The 22,935-nt window shown below is 37.3% G+C and carries 22 protein-coding genes; 20 read left to right on the forward strand and 2 right to left on the reverse strand.

Features of this window, described 5'->3' with window-relative positions; translation table 11 throughout:
* Positions 1-6: 6 nt before the first annotated feature.
* Both BM157_RS09025 and BM157_RS09030 read left to right on the forward strand, forming a co-directional pair.
* Positions 7-624 (forward strand): cyclodeaminase/cyclohydrolase family protein, encoded by a 618-nt coding sequence (locus tag BM157_RS09025; protein ID WP_090140787.1) that lies wholly within the window; start codon positions 7-9, stop codon positions 622-624.
* Between the two features lie 84 nt (positions 625-708).
* The gene (locus BM157_RS09030) at positions 709-1,545 is read left to right on the forward strand and encodes a bifunctional 5,10-methylenetetrahydrofolate dehydrogenase/5,10-methenyltetrahydrofolate cyclohydrolase (RefSeq protein ID WP_022501325.1); all 837 of its coding nucleotides are present in this window, start codon (positions 709-711) and stop codon (positions 1,543-1,545) included.
* A gap of 164 nt (positions 1,546-1,709) precedes the next feature.
* Here BM157_RS09030 and BM157_RS09035 read toward each other — a convergent pair whose 3' ends face one another.
* Positions 1,710-2,036, reverse strand: a complete 327-nt coding sequence (locus tag BM157_RS09035) for an AzlD domain-containing protein (RefSeq protein ID WP_022501324.1) — start codon at positions 2,034-2,036, stop codon at positions 1,710-1,712.
* Between the two features lie 36 nt (positions 2,037-2,072).
* Positions 2,073-2,822, reverse strand: a complete 750-nt coding sequence (locus BM157_RS09040; protein WP_022501323.1) for an AzlC family ABC transporter permease — start codon at positions 2,820-2,822, stop codon at positions 2,073-2,075.
* Positions 2,823-3,191: 369 nt separating this feature from the next.
* On the opposite strand from BM157_RS09040, the gene BM157_RS09045 reads away from it, so the two are divergent.
* The 18 genes from BM157_RS09045 to BM157_RS09130 form a co-directional block, all read left to right on the forward strand.
* The gene (locus BM157_RS09045) at positions 3,192-3,887 is read left to right on the forward strand and encodes a cyclase family protein (protein ID WP_022501322.1); all 696 of its coding nucleotides are present in this window, start codon (positions 3,192-3,194) and stop codon (positions 3,885-3,887) included.
* A 216-nt stretch (positions 3,888-4,103) separates the two neighbouring features.
* Positions 4,104-5,030: a ketopantoate reductase family protein gene (locus BM157_RS09050; RefSeq protein WP_055176518.1), complete on the forward strand. Its 927-nt coding sequence runs from the start codon at positions 4,104-4,106 to the stop codon at positions 5,028-5,030.
* Between the two features lie 55 nt (positions 5,031-5,085).
* Positions 5,086-5,553, forward strand: a complete 468-nt coding sequence (locus BM157_RS09055) for a YhcH/YjgK/YiaL family protein (protein ID WP_022501320.1) — start codon at positions 5,086-5,088, stop codon at positions 5,551-5,553.
* 37 nt (positions 5,554-5,590) lie between these two features.
* Positions 5,591-6,601 (forward strand): TRAP transporter substrate-binding protein, encoded by a 1,011-nt coding sequence (dctP, locus tag BM157_RS09060; RefSeq protein ID WP_055176515.1) that lies wholly within the window; start codon positions 5,591-5,593, stop codon positions 6,599-6,601.
* Position 6,602: 1 nt separating this feature from the next.
* Positions 6,603-7,076: a TRAP transporter small permease gene (locus tag BM157_RS09065; RefSeq protein WP_022501318.1), complete on the forward strand. Its 474-nt coding sequence runs from the start codon at positions 6,603-6,605 to the stop codon at positions 7,074-7,076.
* A 42-nt stretch (positions 7,077-7,118) separates the two neighbouring features.
* Complete coding sequence (locus BM157_RS09070; RefSeq protein ID WP_022501317.1) at positions 7,119-8,423, forward strand: TRAP transporter large permease; 1,305 nt, start codon at positions 7,119-7,121, stop codon at positions 8,421-8,423.
* A 208-nt stretch (positions 8,424-8,631) separates the two neighbouring features.
* Positions 8,632-12,168: a DNA polymerase III subunit alpha gene (locus BM157_RS09075; protein ID WP_090140789.1), complete on the forward strand. Its 3,537-nt coding sequence runs from the start codon at positions 8,632-8,634 to the stop codon at positions 12,166-12,168.
* Between the two features lie 210 nt (positions 12,169-12,378).
* The gene (gene pfkA, locus BM157_RS09080) at positions 12,379-13,353 is read left to right on the forward strand and encodes a 6-phosphofructokinase (RefSeq protein ID WP_022501315.1); all 975 of its coding nucleotides are present in this window, start codon (positions 12,379-12,381) and stop codon (positions 13,351-13,353) included.
* 21 nt (positions 13,354-13,374) lie between these two features.
* Complete coding sequence (locus tag BM157_RS09085; RefSeq protein ID WP_055176509.1) at positions 13,375-14,169, forward strand: TrmH family RNA methyltransferase; 795 nt, start codon at positions 13,375-13,377, stop codon at positions 14,167-14,169.
* Between the two features lie 237 nt (positions 14,170-14,406).
* The gene (locus tag BM157_RS09090) at positions 14,407-15,414 is read left to right on the forward strand and encodes a cell wall hydrolase (protein WP_090140791.1); all 1,008 of its coding nucleotides are present in this window, start codon (positions 14,407-14,409) and stop codon (positions 15,412-15,414) included.
* Between the two features lie 279 nt (positions 15,415-15,693).
* Complete coding sequence (argF, locus tag BM157_RS09095; RefSeq protein WP_090140793.1) at positions 15,694-16,686, forward strand: ornithine carbamoyltransferase; 993 nt, start codon at positions 15,694-15,696, stop codon at positions 16,684-16,686.
* 46 nt (positions 16,687-16,732) lie between these two features.
* The gene (locus tag BM157_RS09100) at positions 16,733-17,017 is read left to right on the forward strand and encodes a hypothetical protein (RefSeq protein ID WP_090140795.1); all 285 of its coding nucleotides are present in this window, start codon (positions 16,733-16,735) and stop codon (positions 17,015-17,017) included.
* Between the two features lie 21 nt (positions 17,018-17,038).
* Complete coding sequence (locus BM157_RS09105; RefSeq protein WP_318255893.1) at positions 17,039-18,151, forward strand: biotin--[acetyl-CoA-carboxylase] ligase; 1,113 nt, start codon at positions 17,039-17,041, stop codon at positions 18,149-18,151.
* A complete protein-coding gene (locus tag BM157_RS09110) occupies positions 18,138-18,476 on the forward strand; it encodes a DUF6145 family protein (RefSeq protein WP_022501309.1) in 339 nt (112 codons plus the stop codon). The genes BM157_RS09105 and BM157_RS09110 overlap by 14 nt, the downstream gene beginning before the upstream one ends.
* Before the next feature lie 23 nt (positions 18,477-18,499).
* Positions 18,500-19,462, forward strand: coding sequence for a tRNA dihydrouridine synthase DusB (gene dusB, locus BM157_RS09115; protein ID WP_055176497.1), 963 nt, complete (start codon positions 18,500-18,502; stop codon positions 19,460-19,462).
* Positions 19,463-19,551: 89 nt separating this feature from the next.
* Positions 19,552-20,028, forward strand: a complete 477-nt coding sequence (gene greA, locus BM157_RS09120; protein ID WP_022501307.1) for a transcription elongation factor GreA — start codon at positions 19,552-19,554, stop codon at positions 20,026-20,028.
* Positions 20,029-20,105: 77 nt separating this feature from the next.
* Positions 20,106-22,127, forward strand: a complete 2,022-nt coding sequence (gene lysS, locus BM157_RS09125; protein WP_456361691.1) for a lysine--tRNA ligase — start codon at positions 20,106-20,108, stop codon at positions 22,125-22,127.
* Between the two features lie 329 nt (positions 22,128-22,456).
* Positions 22,457-22,935 (forward strand): flavodoxin family protein (locus BM157_RS09130; protein ID WP_090140800.1); only part of this gene is annotated, 479 nt, incomplete at its 3' end.

A 22,935-nucleotide genomic window follows, 5' to 3' on the forward strand; every position in this document is an offset into this window, starting at 1 on the left:
AAGTATATGGATATGAAGGATTTTTTAAATGTTCTAGCTTCTAAAGAGCCGGTTCCTGGAGGAGGGGGAGCCTGCGGATATGTGGCAGCAGTAGGAATGGCATTGGGCAATATGGTGCTTTCTTTGACAACAGGAAAGAAAAAATATGCAGAATATCAGGAAGAAATAGAAGAACTTATTGTTAAAGCTGGGGACATTACTAACAGATTGTATGAGTGTATGGATAAGGATGCCAAGGCATTTAAGCCGTTATCAGAAGCTTACGGACTTCCTAAGGATACAGAAGAACAGTTAGAGCACCGTAATAAGGTTATGGAAAATGCTTTGCTTATTGCAAGTGAAGCTCCTCTTTCTATGATGGAGCTTATAGTTGAGGCAATAAAGCTTATTGACAGAATATCGGTTATTGGAAGCAGGATTGCAATCAGTGATGCAGGTGTTGGTGTACAGATGTGCAAGGCGGCTCTTAACGGAGCTTCATTAAATGTGTATATCAATACAAAGCTTATGAAAAATATTGATGTTGCAGAAGATATGAATACTAAAGCTGACGAGCTTGTAATTACAGGCAATGAACTTGCTGATAAAGTATATGACAGGGTTATGGATTGTGTACATCCATAATAATCACAAAGATATTGGCATTGTAGTTATATAAAAATACCAGGATAACAATATATACAGTCAGAATAATGGAGGTATTATCTAATGGAAATATTAAAAGGACTGCCAGTTGCTAATTCTATTAATGAGCAGCTTATAGAAGATATTAAGAATATAGATGGGGAACTTCCACATCTTGCAATAATAAGAGTTGGTGAAAGACCGGATGACTGTTCATATGAACGTGGAGCAGTAAAGAAAATGGATAAAGTAGGTGTAAGATGTACAACATATACATTTGCGGCAGATATATCTAATGATGAATTTCAGAAGGAATTCGACCAGATTAACAATAATCCCGACATAGATGGAATCCTTCTCTTAAGACCATTGCCAAAGCATATTGATGAGAAGGCTGTCGAGAACAGAATAGACCCAAGAAAAGACCTTGATGGAATATCACCGGTTAATCTTGCTAAGGTATATGCAGGAGATGAAACAGGATATGCACCTTGTACAGCGGAGGCTGTTATAGAGATGTTAGATTATGCAGGTGTAGATATTAAAGGCAAGAGAGTTACAGTAGTTGGAAGAAGCCTTGTTATTGGTAAGCCTGTGGCTATGCTTCTTATGAAAAGAAATGCAACAGTTACAGTTGTACATACAAAGACAGTCGATATGGCGGCGACCTGTAAGCATGCGGAGATACTTGTTGCAGCGGCAGGCTCAGCAAAGATGATAAAGCCTGAATATGTTGCAGATGGTGCTGTTGTTATTGATGTTGGAATAAATGTTGATGAGGAAGGAAAGCTCTGCGGAGATGTGGATTTTGAAGCAATAGGGAATATTGCCTCAATCGCAACTCCAGTACCGGGTGGTGTTGGCTCAGTTACAACATCTGTACTTGCCAAGCATTTAGTGAAAGCTGCACATATGAGATAATGCTTATTAAGCTTTAGTTATACATTAACATACACTAGCAGATAGTTAATATTTATTAAGGTATTAATGAACTTATAGGATAAAAGACTTATAGGACAAAATGTGTTGATAGAAACCGCCGCCAGCCTTTAATTTCAATGGCTGACAGCGGTTTAATCTTTATATTAATGTGTCTGTAAAAATGTTATAACAAGTTCTACAATAAATACTGATGCACAGCTTAACATTGCAACCTGAAAAAGGCTTTTTCCAATCCACGCAAGCACGATGGCTATTACAAAAGCGATAGCCGCTGATATTATACTGGAGGTTGCAGATAATATCGCTGGAAAAGTCATAATAGCAAGTGTTACATAAGGCACATAGTAAAGAAATGATTTAACTGTGATATTTTTAATCTCTTTTCGTATCAGTGTAAGAGGGAGAACTCTTACAAGATATGTTACAAGAGCCATAATTAATATGTATATGTATGTATTATGTGTAGGCATAAATAATCTCCCAATTCTATATAGGTAATATGTTTCTTAAGTATTATTAGTAGCATTAGTGTTATCAGCACTTCTGGCATTCTCTTCCTTCACAGGAAAAAGAATTGCTGCCGCAAGTGAGATGATAACTGTTAATATAATAATTCGAGTTCCAGAGGAAATGCTGCTTATAACAGGGGCATAGCTGAATATACAGCTTATAATCATTGATATTGCTACAACGCCTGCAATTATGTGATTTTTCCTTGCCGGAGGAATTATTATTGCAATGAACATTCCGTATAATCCGACACTTAATGCACTTACAATATTAGCTGGAAGTATATTTCCAAACAGCACGCCGAAGTATGTTCCAAGAACCCACGCGGGTGAGGCTACAAGAACCATTCCGTACATATATGCGGGGTTGAGTTTTTCAGGAACAGATACTGTCAGTCCGAATATCTCATCAGTAACGAACAATCCCATAATAAGTCTGTGAAAAAATGGCATTTTATTATCTAATTTCTGGCTTAAGGCACACGACATAAGAAAATATCGTGCATTAATTATAAGTTCCATAACAGCAATCTCTGTATATGCAGCAAGTGCCGCAATAAGTGTAAATCCGGCAAACTCACCAGCAGAAGCGTGGCATGTTATGCTTGCAAGGGCAGCCTGTAAGGCGGTTAGTCCCGCATTCTTAGCGGCAATTCCCAACGTAAAAGAAACAGCAAGGTAGCCAAGTGCTATAGGCATACCGTTGTGAATTCCTTTTTTTAACCAATAAGAGGTTGAATTATTCATATATTCTCCAATCTTGCAAAATAATATAAAAATTGCAATAGACATTAAAGCTTATGCAAACCACTATGATACAACAAATGCTATATTTTTACAATGTTTTCATCTGGTGCAATGTCAAAAGTTTAACAAATATACAAAAATGGATATGCTATTTTAGCAAAAGTATTTGAAAATCAACTTACATTTGTGCATATATTACAAAAATATTATCAGAAATTTATAAAGTTTTGATAATTGATTATAAACCGGTATACTGGTATACTGCAAGTGCCAAAGGAAATGACAAATAAGTAACAAACAGGAAAATTTAACAAGTATCTAAAAAGCTAACAAGTAAACAAAATATTTAATTCACAGGAGGATTTAATTATGAACACAACATTTGCTTTAGGAAACGGATTAAAGGTAATCGATCTTACAAAGCCATTAGACCCAAAGACAGAGTCAAGAAGATGCCACCTTATCAGATATAACACAGGCGGACCAATTCCTGATTTCCACACAGCAATGGATCTTACAAGCCACTTAGGAACACATTGCGAGTGTCCTTATCATCACGATGACAACTGGCCATCAGTTGCTGAACTTCCACTTACAACATTTATGGGAAGAGCAATATATGTTGACTTCAAGGATACACTTCCTCACAGAAAGCACATCAGTGCGGCAGACCTTGACAAGGCAACAGAAGGCTGGGTAAAGGAAGGTGATATTCTTATCATCGACTCATCTTACAAGCTTGACCCATTCACACCTGATACTAATACAGACAAGGATCAGAGATTATTAGTAAATGGTGAGACAGCACAGTGGTGTGTAGACCACAAGATTAAGTGTGTAGGCTTCGGTGATGGTGTTTCAATTGAGAACTGCAACGAAGATGTTAAGCCTTTCCACGACATCTGTATGGCAGAGAACATCGTATTCCTTGAAGTATTAAAGAACCTTGATAAGCTTTCACAGGATACATTCTTTATGTCATACTCACCACTTCCAATATATGGCTTGGATTCTTGCCCAATCAGAGCTTATGCTATTGAAGGTCTTGCAGAATTCACCCGCTAATCAGTGAAAAATGTATTTAACATAATATAATATGCTGGCGGTCTTAAGGGCTGCCGGCAGCAATAGAAATAATAAAAAAATATTTATTACCGCAATAGCAAAAATAATAAATAAAGAAAAATATTTATTACGGTAATAATAAACAGATAAAAGAAGAATATTTTAAGAAGAAATAATATTTAAGATAACAAAAATGTGAAGAAATGGAGGCATACTATGAAGATAGCGGTACTTGGAGCTGGTGCCATGGGTTCTATATATGGTGGACATCTTTCTACTAACAATGATGTATATATGATTGATAAGAAGGCAGAACTTGTAGATAAGATTAATGCAGACGGATTAAAGTTATTTGAGAATGATACAGATGTAATATATCACCCAGCAGCATTACTTAGTAGTGAAGGAATAGGTGAAGTAGATTTAGTAATTATATTTGTAAAGGCTTTATATTCAAGAGCAGCACTTATGGAGAATAAGGGAATAATAGGAGATAACACATATGTAATGACTCTTCAGAATGGTGCAGGCCACGAAGACATTATCTTGGAATTTGTTCCTAAGGAAAGAATTATCATAGGTACAACAGAAGATAATGGAGCAATCCTTGGTGACGGATATGTAAGAAGAGGCGGCAAGGGCAAGACCAATATCGGTATGCTTGTTGAAGATTCACAGCATATGCTTGACAAAGTTAAGGTCTGTCTTGACTCTTGTGGATTTGATACACACATTTATGATAATATCCAGCAGCTTATATGGGACAAGCTGTTTACTAATGTTTCACTTAGTGTTCTTACAGGAGTTCTTCAGGTTCCAATCGGATTTATCGCAACAGATGAATATGCATGGAATATGACAGTTATTCTTATAAAAGAGGCAATGCAGGTAGCTAAAGCTATGGGGCTTGAGTTTAATGAAGAAGAGATGATTGAACGGGTAAGAAATACATCTCTTAATTCTCCAGAAGGAAGAACATCTATATATGCAGACCTTAAGGCAGGAAGGCTTACGGAGGTTAATACAATCAGCGGTGCGGTAGTTAAGGCTGGTGACAGATTGGGAGTTCCAGTTCCATCACATAAGATGATTGTTAATATGGTTCATGCAATGGAGAACAAAAGCAAGAATAATGTAGAATAGAATATAAATGTATATATTATAGAATTTCATATTTATAATAGAAGGGAGTTTTGTTATGATATTTTCATCAATTCATACAAAGGATGATTTTAAGAATTATCCAGCAGCAGTACAAAGAGCAATAGAATATTTAAAGAACAATGATTTTACTAAAATGGAAACAGGCGTATATGAGATAGAAGGAAAGCTTATGTATGCACAGGTATTCGACGCTGAGACAGAACCATTAGAGGCAAGAAAGCCGGAATACCACGAGAAATATCTTGATGTACAGTTCCTTGTAACAGGAAGGGAAAAGTTAGGCTTCACACCAGATACAGGTAACTACGAAGTGGCAGAAAGATATGATGAGAGAGATCTTATATTTGTTAAAGATGTAGAAAATGAAGGCTTTATCACATCAACACCTGGCTGCTTCTGTGTATTCTTCCCTACAGATATTCACAGACCACAGGTTGCAGATGGAGAGCCTATGAAGGTAAGAAAAGTTGTAGTTAAAGTAAGTGTAGAACTTTTAAAGTAATTCACTTGTATGCAAAAGCATAAGAATGGAGGATTTTATGGGTAAAAAATTGATGGCATTATTATTATGCGTATGTTTAATGGCCAGCTTTACACTTACGGGATGCGGAAGTAAAAGTGCAGATGGTCAGGAAGTTAAGGTTATCAGAGTAGCATTTAACCAGAATGAAAATCACCCACAGTATAAAGCTATGAAGGAGCTTGGTGAGAAGTTCGAGAAAGCTACTAATGGCAGATACAAAATGACTATATATGCTAACGGTGTACTTGGTGAGCAGGGTTCTATGGCAGAATTCATCAGAACTGGTGCACTTGATATGGCTATAGTACCATGTTCAGTTCCAGAAGGATATGATTCTAACTTTGCTATTGTCGGTGCACCTTATCTTTATCAGGATATGGATCATTTAAGAAGAGCAACAGAATCAGGGGTATTTACAGACCTTTTCAAGTCAACAAGAAAGTACAATTTTGAAGTCCTTACAATATATACAGCAGGTGAAAGAAATATATATGCTGACAAGCCTATCAACTCAGCAGATGATCTTAAGGGTATGATTGTAAGAGTAAATGATAGTACAACATATCTTAATATGGTTAAGTATATGGGTGGTACAGGTACAGCAATGTCACAGTCAGAAGTGTATACAGCACTTCAGCAGGGTGTAATTGATGCAGGTGAGAACAGTGAGCTTGTATATTCAGATTTCAAGCATTATGAAGTAGCTAAATATTACTCATATACAAGACATATTGTTCACCCTGATGTAGTTGTAGCAAGTACTAATTTCCTTGACAGCATGTCAGAAGAAGACAGAGCAATATTTGATAAGCTTGTAATGGAATCAACAGAATATGAATTTGATACATTTAAGGAAGCTGTTGAGGCAGGTAAGAAAGAAGCAGAAGAACACGGTGCAATCTTTGTATATCCGGATACTAACGAATTCAGGGAAAAATGCCAGCCATTACTTGATAGTATTGCTAACCAGTCAGATATGACAAAGGATATTTATAATAAAGTAGAAGCTTTAAGAGAGGAGAATTAATATGAAGACAGTAAAAAATATATTAGATAAAGTAACTTCGTATGCAAGTGTATTCATATTTATAATGATGGTACTTATGGTAACTTATCAGGTTGTTGCCAGATACATTTTCTCAGCTCCAAGCAGTGTAACAGAAATACTTACAAGATATTCATTTGTATGGTTAATAATCATATCTGCAACATATATGTTTGGACAGAGAGAGCACATTAATATTGCAGTAGTAAAAGATAAGCTTCCTAAGAAAGCTAAGAGAATCGTCAATATAATAATTGAATGTGTAACAATCGCATTTGCTGGTCTTATAATGGTATTTGGTGGTTTTAAGATTACACATATGAATTTCGTACAGTTTGACTCAATCTTGCATATTCCAACAGGTATTATATATTCAATTATTCCAATATGCGGTGTAATAATTATCTTTTACAGCATATACAATATCGGACTTGAACTTAAAAAAGATGAAGCATAAAGGTACGCAATGCACATAAGTGCATAGAAATGAGAGGTATATATGAGTATAGCATTACAGGTAGCCTTAGTAATGGTTACAATACTGGTTGTACTGCTTGTTATCGGCGCTCCAATCGGTGTAGCAATTGGTATGTCATCAGCAGTATCAATGATATGTATGATTCCAGCAGATGTTTCATTTGCAACTTCTGCTCAGAGAATATTTGCGGGTTCTAATTCATTCTCGCTTATAGCAATTCCATTCTTCATTCTGGCAGGTAATATAATGAATAATGGTGGTATAGCAACAAGACTTGTTAATTGTGCCAAGGTAATCAGTGGACGTATGCCAGGTGCACTTGCACAGTCAAATGTAGTAGCTAATATGTTATTCGGAGCTATATCAGGTTCTGGTGCAGCAGCAGCCGCTGCTATGGGTGGTACAATCGGACCACTTGAAGAAAAAGAAGGATATGACAAGAACTACAGTACAGCAGTAAACGTAGCATCTGCTCCAGTAGGTATGTTAATTCCACCAAGTAACACAATGATCGTATATTCAAGTGTTGCAGGAAGCGTATCAATCGCAGCACTCTTTATGGCAGGTTATATTCCAGGTCTTCTCTGGGGTGGTGCAGTTATGATACTTGCAGGAATTATGGCTAAGAAGCGTGGTTATCAGGCAGAGCAGAGAGTTCCAGTTAAGGTTGCTCTTAAGACATTCTGGCAGGCAATCCCAAGCCTTTTACTTATCGTAATCGTAATCGGAGGTATCCTTGGTGGTATCTTCACAGCAACAGAAGGTTCTGCTATCGCAGTAGTATATGCAACCGTATTATCACTTATATATAAGGCTTTCAAGATTAAAGACATTCCAAGAATTGTCCTTGAAGCAGCTAAGACAACAGGTATCATTACATTTATGATCGGACTTTCATCAATTATGTCATGGGCTATGGCATTTACAGGAATTCCAGATATGATAGCAAATGCAATCCTTGGTCTTACAACTAATAAGTATCTTATCTTACTTCTTATCAATGTATTATTACTTGTAGTTGGTACATTTATGGACGTAACACCAGCGATACTTATCTTCACACCAATTTTATTACCAATCTGTAAGTCATTCGGAATGGATCCAATTCACTTTGGTATCTTACTCTGCTTCAACTTATCAATTGGTACAATAACACCACCTGTAGGAACAATTCTCTTTACAGGCTGCCGAGTTGGTGGAACTACAATCGAAAGCGTAATAAAGACATTGCTTCCATACTTTGCAATAATACTTATTGCCCTCTTGCTTGTAACTTATATACCAATGCTTTCAATGTTCCTTCCTAAGGTACTTGGACTTGTATAAATAAAGGTATATAGATAAAGAAAATGTGCTATTAACTTAAGAAAGAACAGCACTATTAATAACGATAAAATGTGGATATACACCACATTTATATAAACTTTTTTCCTAATATTATGTATGGAAACCGTATTGGTCATATGGCTGATACGGTTTCTTTTTACCATGAATTATGGTATGCTGTTAATAATAATTGTTATGGAGGGAGCATATGCCATTTACACATTTACACGTCCATACAGAGTATTCACTTCTGGACGGTTCAAGTAAAATAAAAGAGATAACTAAAAGAGCGGCAGAGCTTGGAATGGATAGTCTTGCGATAACAGACCATGGTGTTATGTACGGAGTTATTGATTTCTACAGGGCTGCAAAGGATGCAGGAATAAAGCCTATTCTTGGTTGTGAGGTGTATGTTGCTCCGGGTTCAAGATTTGATAAGGAAGCAGGAACAGGTGATGATAAATATAACCACCTTGTTCTGTTAGCAGAGAATAACAAGGGTTACCAGAACCTGATGAAGATTGTATCAAGGGGCTTTACAGAAGGTTTTTATTATAAGCCAAGAGTTGATAAAGAAGTATTAAGGCAGTTTGGTGAGGGGATAATCGCATCAAGTGCCTGTCTTGCAGGAGAGGTTCAAAGATACCTCACAAGAGGAATGTATGAAGAAGCTAAGAAGGTAGCACTGGAATATCAGGATATATTTGGCAAGGGTAATTTCTTCCTTGAATTACAGGATCACGGAATTGCAGAACAGCATTATGTTAATCCACAGCTTTTAAGAATGTCTGAGGAGACAGGAATTGAACTTATATGTACTAATGATGTGCATTATACATATGCAGATGATGCTGAGGCACACGATATACTGCTCTGTATACAGACAGGAAAGAAAGTTACAGATGAGAACAGAATGAGATATACAGGTGGACAGTATTATCTTAAATCACCGGAAGAAATGTCCGATTTATTCAAATATGCACCTCAGGCAATAGCCAATACAGAAAAGATTGCACAAAGATGTAATGTAGAGATAGAATTTGGAGTTACCAAGCTCCCTAAATTTGCAGTGCCAGATGGCTATACATCCTGGACATATCTTAATTATCTGTGTTACGAGGGACTTAAGAAAAGATATCCAAATCAGGCGGCAGATATATCTGTTGAGGATTTTGTCAGAAAGGCAGAAGAGGAAGCAGTTGAGGATAGAAAAGATGTAGTTATTAAGATTGCCAGGGATACTAATAATATATTTGAAAGATTGGCATATGAACTTTCAGTCATATATTCAATGGGATATGTAGATTATTTCCTTATTGTATGGGACTACATTAATTATGCTAAAAGGCACGATATACCGGTCGGTCCGGGAAGAGGTTCAGCGGCAGGAAGCATAGTATCTTACTGCCTTGAGATTACAGACCTTGACCCTATTAAATACAGCCTTATCTTTGAGCGTTTCTTAAATCCTGAACGTGTATCTATGCCCGATATTGACGTGGATTTCTGTTATGAGAGAAGACAGGAAGTAATAGATTATGTAGTTGCCAAGTATGGTAAGGATTGTGTATCACAGATTGTTACATTTGGTACTATGGCAGCTAGGGCTGTTATAAAGGACGTTGGAAGAGTGTTAGACCTTCCATATGCTATGGTTGATAATATTGCCAAGATGGTTCCAAGAGAGATTGGAATTACAATAGATAAAGCAATTAATGAAAATCCAGACCTTAGAAATGAATATGAGAACAATGAGGCTGTAAGAGATTTAATTGATAAGAGTAAAAGGCTTGAGGGACTTCCACGGCACGCATCTATGCACGCCGCAGGAGTTCTTATATGTGGAAAGCCAGTAGAAGATTATGTTCCGTTATCAACTGGATCTGACGGTGCAGTAGTTGCCCAATTTGTAATGACAACGCTTGAAGAATTAGGACTTCTAAAAATGGATTTCCTTGGTCTTAGAACACTTACAGTTATTAAAGATGCAGAAAATCTTATTAAAAAGCACAATAAGGACTTCTCTATAGATAAGATTGACTACACTGATAAAGGGGTATTTGATGCGATAAGTACAGGAAGATGTGATGGTATATTCCAGCTTGAAAGTGCAGGAATGAAGTCATTTATGAAGGAATTAAAACCTAGCAATCTGGAAGATCTGATAGCGGGTATATCATTATACAGACCAGGTCCTATGGACTTTATTCCACAGTATATAGAAGGTAAGAATAACCAGCAAAATGTTACTTATGCCTGCCCACAGTTAGAACCAATTCTTAAACCAACCTATGGCTGTATTGTGTATCAGGAACAGGTTATGCAGATTGTACGAGATCTTGCTGGATATTCGTGGGGACGAAGTGACCTTGTCCGTAGAGCAATGTCTAAGAAAAAAGCATATGTTATGGAGCAGGAGCGTAAGAATTTCATATATGGCAATCCAGAAGAAGGTGTTAAGGGCTGTGTTAATAATGGTATAGATGAGACGGTTGCAGGAAAGATATATGATGATATGATTGATTTTGCAAAGTATGCCTTCAATAAATCCCACGCTGCCTGCTATGCAGTTGTATCGTTCCAGACAGCATTTTTAAAGACATATTATCCAGTAGAATTTATGGCGGCACTTATGACATCAGTAATTGATAATACATCAAAGGTAGCGGGATATATATACGCCTGTAAGCAGATGAATATCAATATTCTTCCACCAGATGTTAACGAGTCACAGATGGAATTCTCAGTAGATAATGGTGGCATACGTTTTGCAATGGCAGGAATTAAGTCACTTGGAAGACCGACAATCAATGCAATTATAAATGAAAGAACAAGTAATGGTACTTTCACATCAATGCAGGATTTTATTAATCGTATGTCAGATGCACTTAATAAAAGGGCAGTAGAGAATTTTATTAAGGCGGGAGCATTTGATACCTTTGGTAACAAGAGGCGTGCGATGATGCTTGTGGCAGACAGTATGCTTGATAATGCGGTTAAGCAGAAGAAAGATTCGATGTCTGGACAGATGTCACTGTTTGATTTTGTCGGCGAGGAAGAAAAGAAAGATTATGAGATAAAAGTTCCGGATGTTACGGAATACACTAAGGAAGAACTGCTTGGTTACGAGAAAGAAATTCTTGGTGTATATGTAAGCGGACATCCTCTTGATGAATACACTGGAATGGTGAAGAAATATATAACCAATGTAACAACAGATTTTGAGATAGATGATGAGACAGGCGAAACTAAGGTAAGAGATGGCAATACTGCTACGATTGGCGGAATGATAATGAATAAAAGCGTTAAGACAACCAAGAACGGACAGCTTATGGCATATCTTACAATTGAGGATCTTGTTGGAACTGTTGAGGTAATCGTATTTCCGAGGAACTTTCTTATTAACCGGCCAGTTATAGATACAGCAGATAAGGTGTTTGTTACAGGAAGGGTTCAGGCAAATGCAGATGAGAACGCAAGGCTTATATGTGATAAGGTTATAGATTTTAACACTATTCCAAGAAAGCTCTGGATAAGATTCGAGAGTGAAGAAGAATACCAGTCAAAGCAGAGTGAGCTTAATGATATTCTTTACAATTCAGATGGAAAAGATTCTGTTATTATATACTGCACTAAAGAAAATAAAAGGATTGCCATTCCTGCAAGCAGGACTGTACAGGTTAATTCAGAACTTCTTATGAAGCTTAAGGGTCTGTATGGAGATAAAAATGTTACGACAACATAAAATAATTGTATAAAAATTTAGATAAAAATTATCTAAAATAATATATCTTTTTAAAGATTTGTGGTACTATTAAAAAAGGTTAAACTATTTAGACAATTATAAAGCTGTAAGTGTTATAAAAGTTGTATCTGTTGACAGAGAATACTTTGTTACTTATAAGATATTTATATGGTGAATGTCATAGACTTTAGATGAAAGGGGAAATTATTTATGGCTAAAGAAATTAAAACAATCGGTGTATTAACAAGCGGTGGAGATGCCCCTGGTATGAATCCTGCAATCAGAGCTGTAGTAAGAACAGCTATTAACAAGGGTCTTAAAGTAAAAGGAATTCAGAAGGGCTACAACGGTCTTATTAATGATGAGATTATCGATATGGATAAGAAGAGTGTTTCTGATATTATACAGAGAGGTGGTACAATTCTTTATACTGCTAGATGTCTTGAGTTTATGACAGAAGAAGGACAGAAGAAGGCTGCTGAGGTATGTAAAAAGCACGGGATTGATGGTATTGTTGTCATAGGTGGTGACGGGTCTTTCCGTGGAGCACAGAAGCTTGCTGAGACTGGAGTTAATACAATAGGTCTTCCAGGAACAATTGACCTTGATATTGCCTGTACAGACTATACAATTGGTTTTGATACAGCGGTTAACACTGCTATGGAGGCTATTGATAAGATAAGAGATACATCAACATCTCACGAAAGATGTAGTATTATTGAAGTAATGGGACGTAATGCAGGCTATATTGCACTTTGGTGTGGTATTGCTAATGGTGCAGAGGATATTCTTCTTCCAGAGAGATATAATGGTGATGAACAGGCAATAATTAATCACATTATTGACGGAAGAAAGAAAGGCAAGAAGCATCACCTTATAATTAATGCTGAAGGAATCGGACATTCAACAGGAATGGCAAGAAGAATAGAAGCTGCTACAGGAATAGAGACAAGAGCTACTATTCTTGGTTATATGCAGAGAGGCGGCTCACCTACATGTAAGGACAGAATGTATGCTTCTATTATGGGTTCTTATGCAGTTGATCTTTTAGTTGCAGGAAAGAGCAACAGACTTGTAGCTTATAAGGACGGAAGGTTTGTTGATTATGATATTGATGAGGCACTTGCCATGACTAAGGATATTAGTGATTATGAGTTTAATATAAGTGCTATGCTTTCTAACTAATTATACAGGAAATGGTGAAAAATGATTACAAGTACAAGTAGTTCGCAGGTTAAGCACGTAGTGAATTTGCAGAAAAAAGCAAAGTTAAGAAAAGAGGAGAAGCAGTTTGTTGTTGAGGGCGTGAAAATGGTGTCAGAAGCACCGGCAGACAGACTTGTAAAGGTATATGTATCAGAGACTTTTAAGGCTGATAATGAGGAATTCCTTGAAAGAATGAATTATGACAGCATAGGAAAAGACGTGCTGGAGATTGTGACAGACAACGTGTTTATGCGTATGGCAGATACACAGACACCACAGGGGATTATGGCAGTTGTCAGAATGACAGATACAGATTTGGAAGGCATACTTTCAGACAAGCACAACCCATTACTTCTTATTATTGAAAATCTTCAGGATCCCGGTAATCTTGGAACTATTGTAAGAATGGCTGAAGGTGCAGGCGTTACAGGAATTATTATGAGCAGTAACACAGTTGATATATACAATCCTAAGACAATCCGCTCGACTATGGGTTCACTTTACCGTGTGCCGGTTATATATGTAGATGATATATGCGAGGCGGCTGATGTATGTAAGTCTAAGGGCGTGACAGTATATGCGGCACACCTTAAGGGTACAGATAATTATAATAAGAAAGATTATACAAACCCTACTGCATTTATGATTGGCAATGAGGGCAATGGACTTACAGATAAGTTAGCAGATAAGGCTGATGAATATGTAAGAATTCCAATGCAGGGTGAGGTTGAGTCACTTAATGCTGCTATTGCGTGTACAATTCTTACATATGAAGCAGTAAGGCAGAGATTGTAATAACAGGCAGAAATGTGTCGAAGCTCTCTTTTTAAGGGTACATTTTCATAAATATTTAATAAATGTTAAATCAGTAATATAAGCACAAAGCCACGGAAACACTGTGTTCCGTGGCTTTTTGTAACAAATTTGACAAATTTGATTAACTTTGCTATTATACTTTCGTAACAAAATGTAACAATTCTGTAACATTTTGTAGGTGCATTTAACAACTTGTGCCGGAAAGGGAAAAACTTTATGAAACTTAGAAGTAGCAAAGCTGCTTGTTGTTTGGGAGCTACGCTGGTAGTGATGATGATGCCGGTTCTTCCAAAGGTAACAGACGCCAAACCTACCTATGAGCAACACGAAAGTACAATTACTGATACCGAGGTCAGAGTTGCATCATACGCAGCCAATGTTGAGGAAGTAATTTTAACAGGTTATGAAGAACAGCAGGGGCAGATGCAAAATAAAGCGCTTGCAATTACAGAACCTTATCTTGATGTATATTCAGCCGATGATGAGAATTCATCAGTTAATGGAAGACTTTATAAGAACACAGTGGTAGATGTGTTGGAAGTTAATGGCAGTATGACTAAGATAAGCTCAGGTAATTGCGAAGGATATACTAAGACAGCCGCTTTATTATTCAATCAGGAGGCAGAGGTTATAGCCCAGACTCTTGATGAAAAAGATATCCTTACAGGATATACAATTGAAGAGGCAGAAGCAAAAGAGGCAGAGGAAGAAGCTGCCAGAATTGCCGAAGAAGAAAGAATTGCAGCAGAACAGGAAGCTGCAAGGATAGCTGAAGAAGAAAGAATACAGGCAGTTATATCAAGAACAATATCTGGAACAGATATATCGTATAACTCAACAATGAGCGTAAGTAATGAAGAAATATATCTTCTTGCCTGCATTATTGACTGGGAAGCAGCTTATGAGCCATATGAGGGGAAGCTTGCAGTTGCTAATGTTGTATTAAACAGAGTTAGAAGCTCTAACTATCCTAATTCAATAACAGGGGTTATATATCAGAAGTCACAGTTCTCAGGAGCATCAGATGGAGCAGGCGGCCCATCAGCTAAGTTCCAGAACAGACTTAACAGTGGTATCCGTACACAGGAATGTATGGATGCAGCACTTGAGGCATTGTCAGGAAAGAACAATATCGGCGGATATACATCATTCAGAATGGTTTCAATAACCAATCTTTCAGCAATGTCAGACTATGTAATAATCGGTGGACACGTATTCCACTAAATAAGAATACCAGCCAGTGAACAGATAAAAGTCACTGTGCTGGTATTTTTTATGATTAGAAAATAGATGAATGTTACCACGCTGGTATTTTTATAATTAATAAACAGTGATGTAAGCAGGTAAGTGTTATTTGAATATGTAAGAAGTTGCATTTATGAGCTGTTTGCGATAAAATGTTATCTAAATTTATAAATCGGGTATTATTAGCAGGATAATATGCTATAGCCTTAGAGCAGAGATTGTTTACATATGATTTATGCTAAAGAATGGAGGAACATTATGAATCTTAAAGGAAGAGATTTTTTAACATTAAAAGACTATACACCAGAGGAAATAGAATATCTTATAGAATTGGCTGCAAAGCTTAAGAAGATGAAGAAGGACGGAGTTGTTGAACAGCCATTACTTGGAAAGAATGTTGCTCTTATATTTGAAAAGACAAGTACAAGAACACGTTGTTCATTTGAAGTTGCAGCACACGACCTTGGTATGGGCGTAACTTACTTAGACCCTAAGGGTTCACAGATAGGAAAGAAAGAGAGCATAGCAGATACAGCAAGAGTTCTTTGTACAATGTTTGAGGGTATTGAATACAGAGGCTTTGGACAGGAGATAGTAGAAGACCTTGCAAAGTATTCATCAGTTCCAGTATGGAATGGACTTACTAACGAGTACCACCCAACACAGATGCTTGCTGATATGCTTACAATAAAAGAAAAGCTTGGAAGATTAAAAGGTGTTAAGTTCGTATATATGGGAGATGCAAGATATAATATGGGTAATTCACTTATGATAGTATGTGCTAAGCTTGGATTACATTTTACAGCTTGTACAGCTAAGGAATATTTCCCTAATGAAGATCTTGTAAACCAGTGCAGGGAATGGGCTAAAGAAAGTGGCGGTTCTGTAACATTAACAGAAGATGTTACAGAAGGCACTAAGGGTGCAGAAGTTCTTTACACAGATGTATGGGTATCAATGGGTGAGCCTGATGAGGTATGGACAGAGAGAATTAACGCACTTCTTCCATATCAGGTTAATAAGAAGGTAATGGACAATGCTGATAAGAACGCTATATTTATGCATTGCCTTCCAGCTTTCCATGACATAAAGACAACAATAGGCAAGGAAATTCACGATAAGTTCGGACTTGATGAAATGGAAGTTACAGATGAGGTATTCGAGTCAGAGCAGTCAGTTGTATTTGATGAGGCAGAGAACCGTATGCACACAATCAAGGCTGTAATGGCAGCTACACTTGGAGCATATTAAACCTATAAGTAACGTAACTATTAATTGCATAGAAATGAGGATTGGTATGTATTATACAACAAGTGGTTCTTATAAAAAGACCAAAATGATTATAGATTACACTAATATAGTTCTTACTATTGCAGCAACAGTTATATTTATTATAATAATGTTCTTAAGAAGCAGAAGCGGAGTGCTTTTTCCGATAGAGTTTCTTCTTGGAACAGTTGTTAATACACTTACGGCTGTGAAGCATTTTATAAATGGCAATAAGGTATCTGGTGTTATAGTTGCAGTGGTGGCACTTCTTCTAGGAATAATGACTGTATTTACTGCACTTGTGGTATTGTAATAATTATAGGACGGTACGAATATGAAATCAGAGATATTACATTTGTTAAGAAATGCAGATGGATACATATCAGGACAGCAGTTGTGTGAGGCATTTGGCGTATCAAGGACTGCTGTATGGAAAGCTATTAACCAGTTAAAAGAGGAAGGTTATGTTATAGATTCTGTGCAGAACAAAGGCTACAGAATTACAGAATATCCTGATATAATAACAGATACAGAGATAAGAAGCCTTCTTATAAAAGACAGTGCAATAAAATCCAGGGCTGATAAAGAACAGGACAGGGAAGCTGGCAATAATGATAGAAATGTAAGCACAGACAAAGAGTCTTATAACAAGCTTAAAGATAATAGCTCTGATGATAATAAGCTTGAGGGGATATTCCAGCATATCAGATATTTTGAGAAGACAGATTCGACTAATAACCAGGCAAAGCTTGCGGCAGAAAGCAATGCTCCTGACGGAACATTATTTGTTGCGGAATGTCAGACAGGCGGCAGGGGACGAAGAGGAAGAAGCTGGGAGTCACCTGCGGGAACAGGAATATGGATGAGCCTTCTGCTTCGTCCAGATATGAGCCCGGAGAGTGCTTCAATGCTTACACTTGTTCTTGCGATAGCAATGGTAGAGGCTATAAGGGAAGAAGTCAAGGATATAGATTGTTATATCAAATGGCCTAATGATATCGTTGTGAATGGTAAGAAGATAACAGGCATACTTACTGAGATGAGTGCAGAGATGGATCTTATACATTATGTTGTAATAGGCATAGGAATTAATGTCAATACAACAGAATTTGATGAGGCAATAAGGGATATGGCTACATCTTTATATCTTGAAACACATAGAAAGATTAAGAGAAGTAATATAATTGCTGCATTTTCAAGAAGCTTTGATAAATATTATCACGAATTCCTTAAGACTAACGATTTGTCACTGCTTGTCGATAAGTATAATGAACTTCTTATTAATAAGGACAGGACAGTCCGTGCTATATATGAGAAAGAGGAGCTTATAGCAACAGCGATTGGAATTAATAAAGAAGGCGAGCTTATTGTAAAAGATGAAGCAGGAAAAGAGATTGCAATAAGAGCTGGCGAAGTTTCAGTGAGAGGATTATATGGATATGTATAGTGATGAAAATGTGGTGCTTTGTGCATCTAATTCTTATGAGAAGAAATATTATTTTAACCCGGATTTTGACAGGCTTCCAGAAGATATAAAGAACGAATTAAAGATAATGTGTGTTCTTTTTACAGAGGAAGTCGGCGGAATACTTGATATGGAATTTGACGAGGAGGGCAACCTGTTATTCAAATCCACAGCAGATGAAGAAGATCTGCTGTATGATGATATAGCGTGCGGACTTCTTGTTAAGAAGAATCAGTATGAAAAAAGAGACCTGCTGGAATCGTTAGAGATGTTCTATAAAGTATTCTTCTTAGGTTTGGATGAGTAAAATATTATAACAACGGAGTTAAGATGAGAATAGGTAATGTTGATATTAAAACAAATGTCGCATTAGGACCGATGGCAGGAGTAACAGACCTGCCATTTCGTCTTTTATGCAAGGAACAGGGCTGTGGACTTTTGTATACAGAGATGGTGAGTGCCAAGGCGGTATTGTATAATAATAAAAATACAGAAGAATTATTAAAGACAGATAAGAAAGAAAGTCCGATAGCTGTACAGTTATTTGGTTCAGAACCACAGATAATGGCAGACATCGCCAAAAGGCTTGCAGAAAGAGATTTTGATATAATAGATGTCAATATGGGATGCCCAGTTCCTAAGGTGGTTAATAACGGAGAGGGGTCGGCACTGCTTAAAAATCCCCTGCTTGTAGGAAATATAGTGGAGGCTATGGCAAATGCAGTTGATAAGCCTGTCACCGTAAAGATAAGGACAGGATTTGACGAAACCTGCATTAACGCTGAAGAAATAGCATATATTATACAGGAGTCAGGTGGGGCCGCGGTTGCGGTTCACGGAAGGACAAGAAGCCAGTATTATTCTGGAAAGGCTGACTGGGATGTAATAAGGCGTGTTAAAGAAAAGGTTCATATTCCGGTAATAGGCAATGGCGATATAAGAAGTGGTGAAGATGCAGTAAGAATGTTTAAGGAGACAGGCTGTGATGCCGTTATGATAGGACGCGGGGCACAGGGTAATCCGTGGATATTCAGACAGGTCAAGGACTATCTTGAAACAGGAAATATTACAGCACCTCCGTCAATAGATGAGATAGTTGATATGATTATCAGGCACTGCCAGATGTTATGCGATGTAAAGGGCGAATTTACAGCAGTGCGCGAGATGCGTAAACATTTTGCGTGGTATACAGCAGGAATAAAGCACGCGGCGGCATTAAGAAATGAAGTTAATCATATAACAAAGCAGGACGAGTTCAATGAATTTGTACAGCAGATGCGTGGATTGACATAAAGTATTAGTTGAGATATAATATCTTGAACATTTTATTAAGCAATAGTAATAATACTATATAAATATTATTTATGGAAAGGTGACGAGCTATGGCAGAGAAACAGTTACTTACAAAAAAAGGATATGAAGAAAGAGTAGCTTTACTTGAGCACTTAAAGGTTGATAGAAGAAAGGAAGTTGCCCAGAAGTTAAAGGAAGCAAGAGAACAGGGCGATTTATCAGAAAATGCTGAGTACGATGCAGCTAAAGATGAGCAGAGAGATATTGAAACACAGATTGCAGAACTTGAAGAAATTCTTAAGAACGCAGAAGTTGTTCAGGATAACAATACAGATAAGGACGCTATCAAGATGGAAAGCGTTGTTAAGCTTCACGATGTAGAATATGATGAAGATATTGAATATGTAATCGTAGGTTCTTCAGAAGCAGATAGTCTTAATAACAAGATATCAAATGAATCACCACTTGGAGCAGCTATGCTTGGCAAGAAGGTTGGAGATACAGTTAAGGTTGAAGCACCAGCAGGAGTTATTGAATATAAGATTATCTCAGTACAGAATGACTAATTATATATAAAGGAGATAAGAAAGTGGCAGATAAGAATAATTCACAGCCAGATGTTAATGAGCAGATTAAAGTAAGAATGGACAAGCTCGCTGCATTACAGGAAGCAGGTAAAGATCCATTTCAGATAACAAAGTATGATGTTACACATCATACAGATGAAATAAGAGCCATCTATGAAGCACACGAAAAGGAACTTCTTGGCGACAGACCAGCAGTTAATACTGATGGTATGGATGAGCAGCAGGCAAGAGAGGCAGTTAATGCCGATTACAATGAGAGAAGAGCTATCATGGATGCTTCTCCTATTGAGGTAAGCTTTGCAGGAAGAATGATGTTCAAGAGAGTAATGGGAAAGGCATCTTTCTGTAATATTGCAGATCTTAAGGGTAGAATGCAGGCATATATATCAAGAGATGCTATCGGTGATGATGCTTATGCAGATTTTAAGAAGTCTGATATAGGTGATATATATGGTATAAAGGGCTTTATATTCAGAACTAAGACAGGTGAAATATCAGTTCATGCAGAAGAAATAACACTTCTTTCTAAGAGCTTACAGGTACTTCCAGAGAAGTTCCATGGAATTACAGATACTGATATGAGATACCGTCAGAGATATGTTGATTTAATAATGAATCCTGAGGTTAAGGATACATTTGTAAAGAGATCACAGATCATAAAGGAAATCAGAAGATTCCTTGACGGCAGGGACTTTATGGAGGTTGAAACTCCAACACTTGTTTCTAATGCAGGTGGTGCAGCAGCAAGACCTTTTGAAACTCACTACAACGCACTTGATGAGGACGTTAAGCTTCGTATATCTTTAGAGCTTTACCTTAAGAGACTTATCGTTGGTGGTCTTGAAAGAGTATATGAAATCGGACGTGTATACAGAAATGAAGGTGTTGACACAAGACATAATCCTGAGTTCACACTTATGGAGCTGTATCAGGCATACACAGATTATGAAGGTATGATGGAGCTTACAGAGAGCATGTTCAGACACCTTGCAAAGACTGTATGCGGAACAACTGAAATTACTTACAACGGTACTAAGATAGACCTCGGAAAGCCATTCAGAAGACTTACTATGAATGATGCTATCAAGGAATATGCAGGCGTTGATTTTGATACAATAAAGACAGATGAAGAAGCTAAGGCTCTTGCTAAGGAAAGAGGAATTGAGTTCGAGGAACGTCATACAAAGGGCGATATCATTAACTTATTCTTTGAAGAGTACTGCGAAGAGAAGTTAATCCAGCCTACATTTATTATGGATCATCCGCTTGCAATCTCTCCACTTACTAAGAAGAAGCCATCTGATCCAGAAAAGGTTGAACGTTTTGAGCTTTTCATCAACACATGGGAAATGTGTAATGCTTATTCAGAGCTTAACGACCCAATCGACCAGAGAGAACGTTTTGCACAGCAGGATAAGAATGCAGAGAATGGTGATGAGGAAGCACAGCACACAGATGAAGACTTCCTTAATGCACTTGCAGTAGGTATGCCTCCAACAGGTGGTATCGGATACGGCATCGACAGACTTGTTATGCTCCTTACAGATTCACCAGCTATCAGGGATGTACTTTTGTTCCCGACAATGAAGTCATTAGGTTCAGACAAGAATGCTGCAAAGTCTGAAAAGAGTACTTCTACAGAAGCAGCGGCATCAGAAGGTGATAATAATGGTTTCTTTACAGCTAATGATAAGATTGATTTTTCTAATGTTAAGGTAGAACCATTATTTGAGGAAGAAGTAGACTTCGACACATTCAGTAAGTCAGATTTCAGAGCTGTTAAGGTAAAAGAGTGTGTTGCAGTTCCTAAGTCAAAGAAGTTACTTCAGTTTACTTTAGATGATGGAACAGGCACAGACCGTACAATACTTAGCGGAATCCATGCTTACTATGAGCCAGAAGAACTTGTTGGAAAGACACTTATAGCTATCACAAACCTTCCACCAAGAAAGATGATGGGAATAGAATCTTGTGGTATGTTACTTTCAGCAGTAAACAACCTCAAGGATTCTGAGGATGAAGAGCTTCATCTTCTTATGGTTGATAACCACATCCCGGCAGGTGCAAAGCTCTATTAAGAAGTACCGTTTTACCGAATAGACGGGACGTACTTCATTTGATAAAAAACTAAAAAAACAGCGATTTACATCAAACTTACATCAATTGATGCAAAATTAAGTGCAAGCAAGAAAAAATCGCATAATTTGGAACATCAGCAGGAAAACAAGCACGAGCAAAGCGAGTATTTGTTTTCACCTGATGTGACAACGACAAAATCAAGGAGTGCGAAGCACGGCAACGGCAAAGCCGTTGGATTTTGGAGTGATAAATGAATGGGCAGTCCCAATCGGGATTGCCCATTTTTAAAACAAACAGAAATACAAATCGGAAGTTGGAGGATACACGCATGAAAATTGTAATCATTAATGGAAGTGCCAGAAAAGGAAACACGCTGACAGCAATCAATGCATTTATAAAAGGAGCATCAGAAAAGAATGAAATTGAAATCATTGAACCTGACAAACTCAACATTGCACCATGCAAGGGATGTGGCGTCTGTCAATGCTCTAAGGGATGCATCGATAAGGATGATACAAATCCTACAATTGATAAAATTGCTGCCGCAGATATGATTCTTTTTGCTACACCAGTTTATTGGTGGGGAATGTCAGCACAATTGAAACTTATCATTGATAAGTGCTACTGCCGTGGATTGCAGTTAAAAAATAAAAAAGTTGGCACGATTGTTGTAGGCGGTTCTCCCGTAGACAGTATCCAGTATGAGTTGATTGATAAGCAGTTTGACTGTATGGCAAAATATCTTTCATGGGATATGCTTTTCAAAAAATCATATTACGCAACAGCCAGAGATGAACTTGAAAAAAA

It is taken from the genome of [Lactobacillus] rogosae, assembly GCA_900112995.1.
Classification (GTDB): Bacteria; Bacillota; Clostridia; order Lachnospirales; family Lachnospiraceae; genus Lachnospira; species Lachnospira rogosae.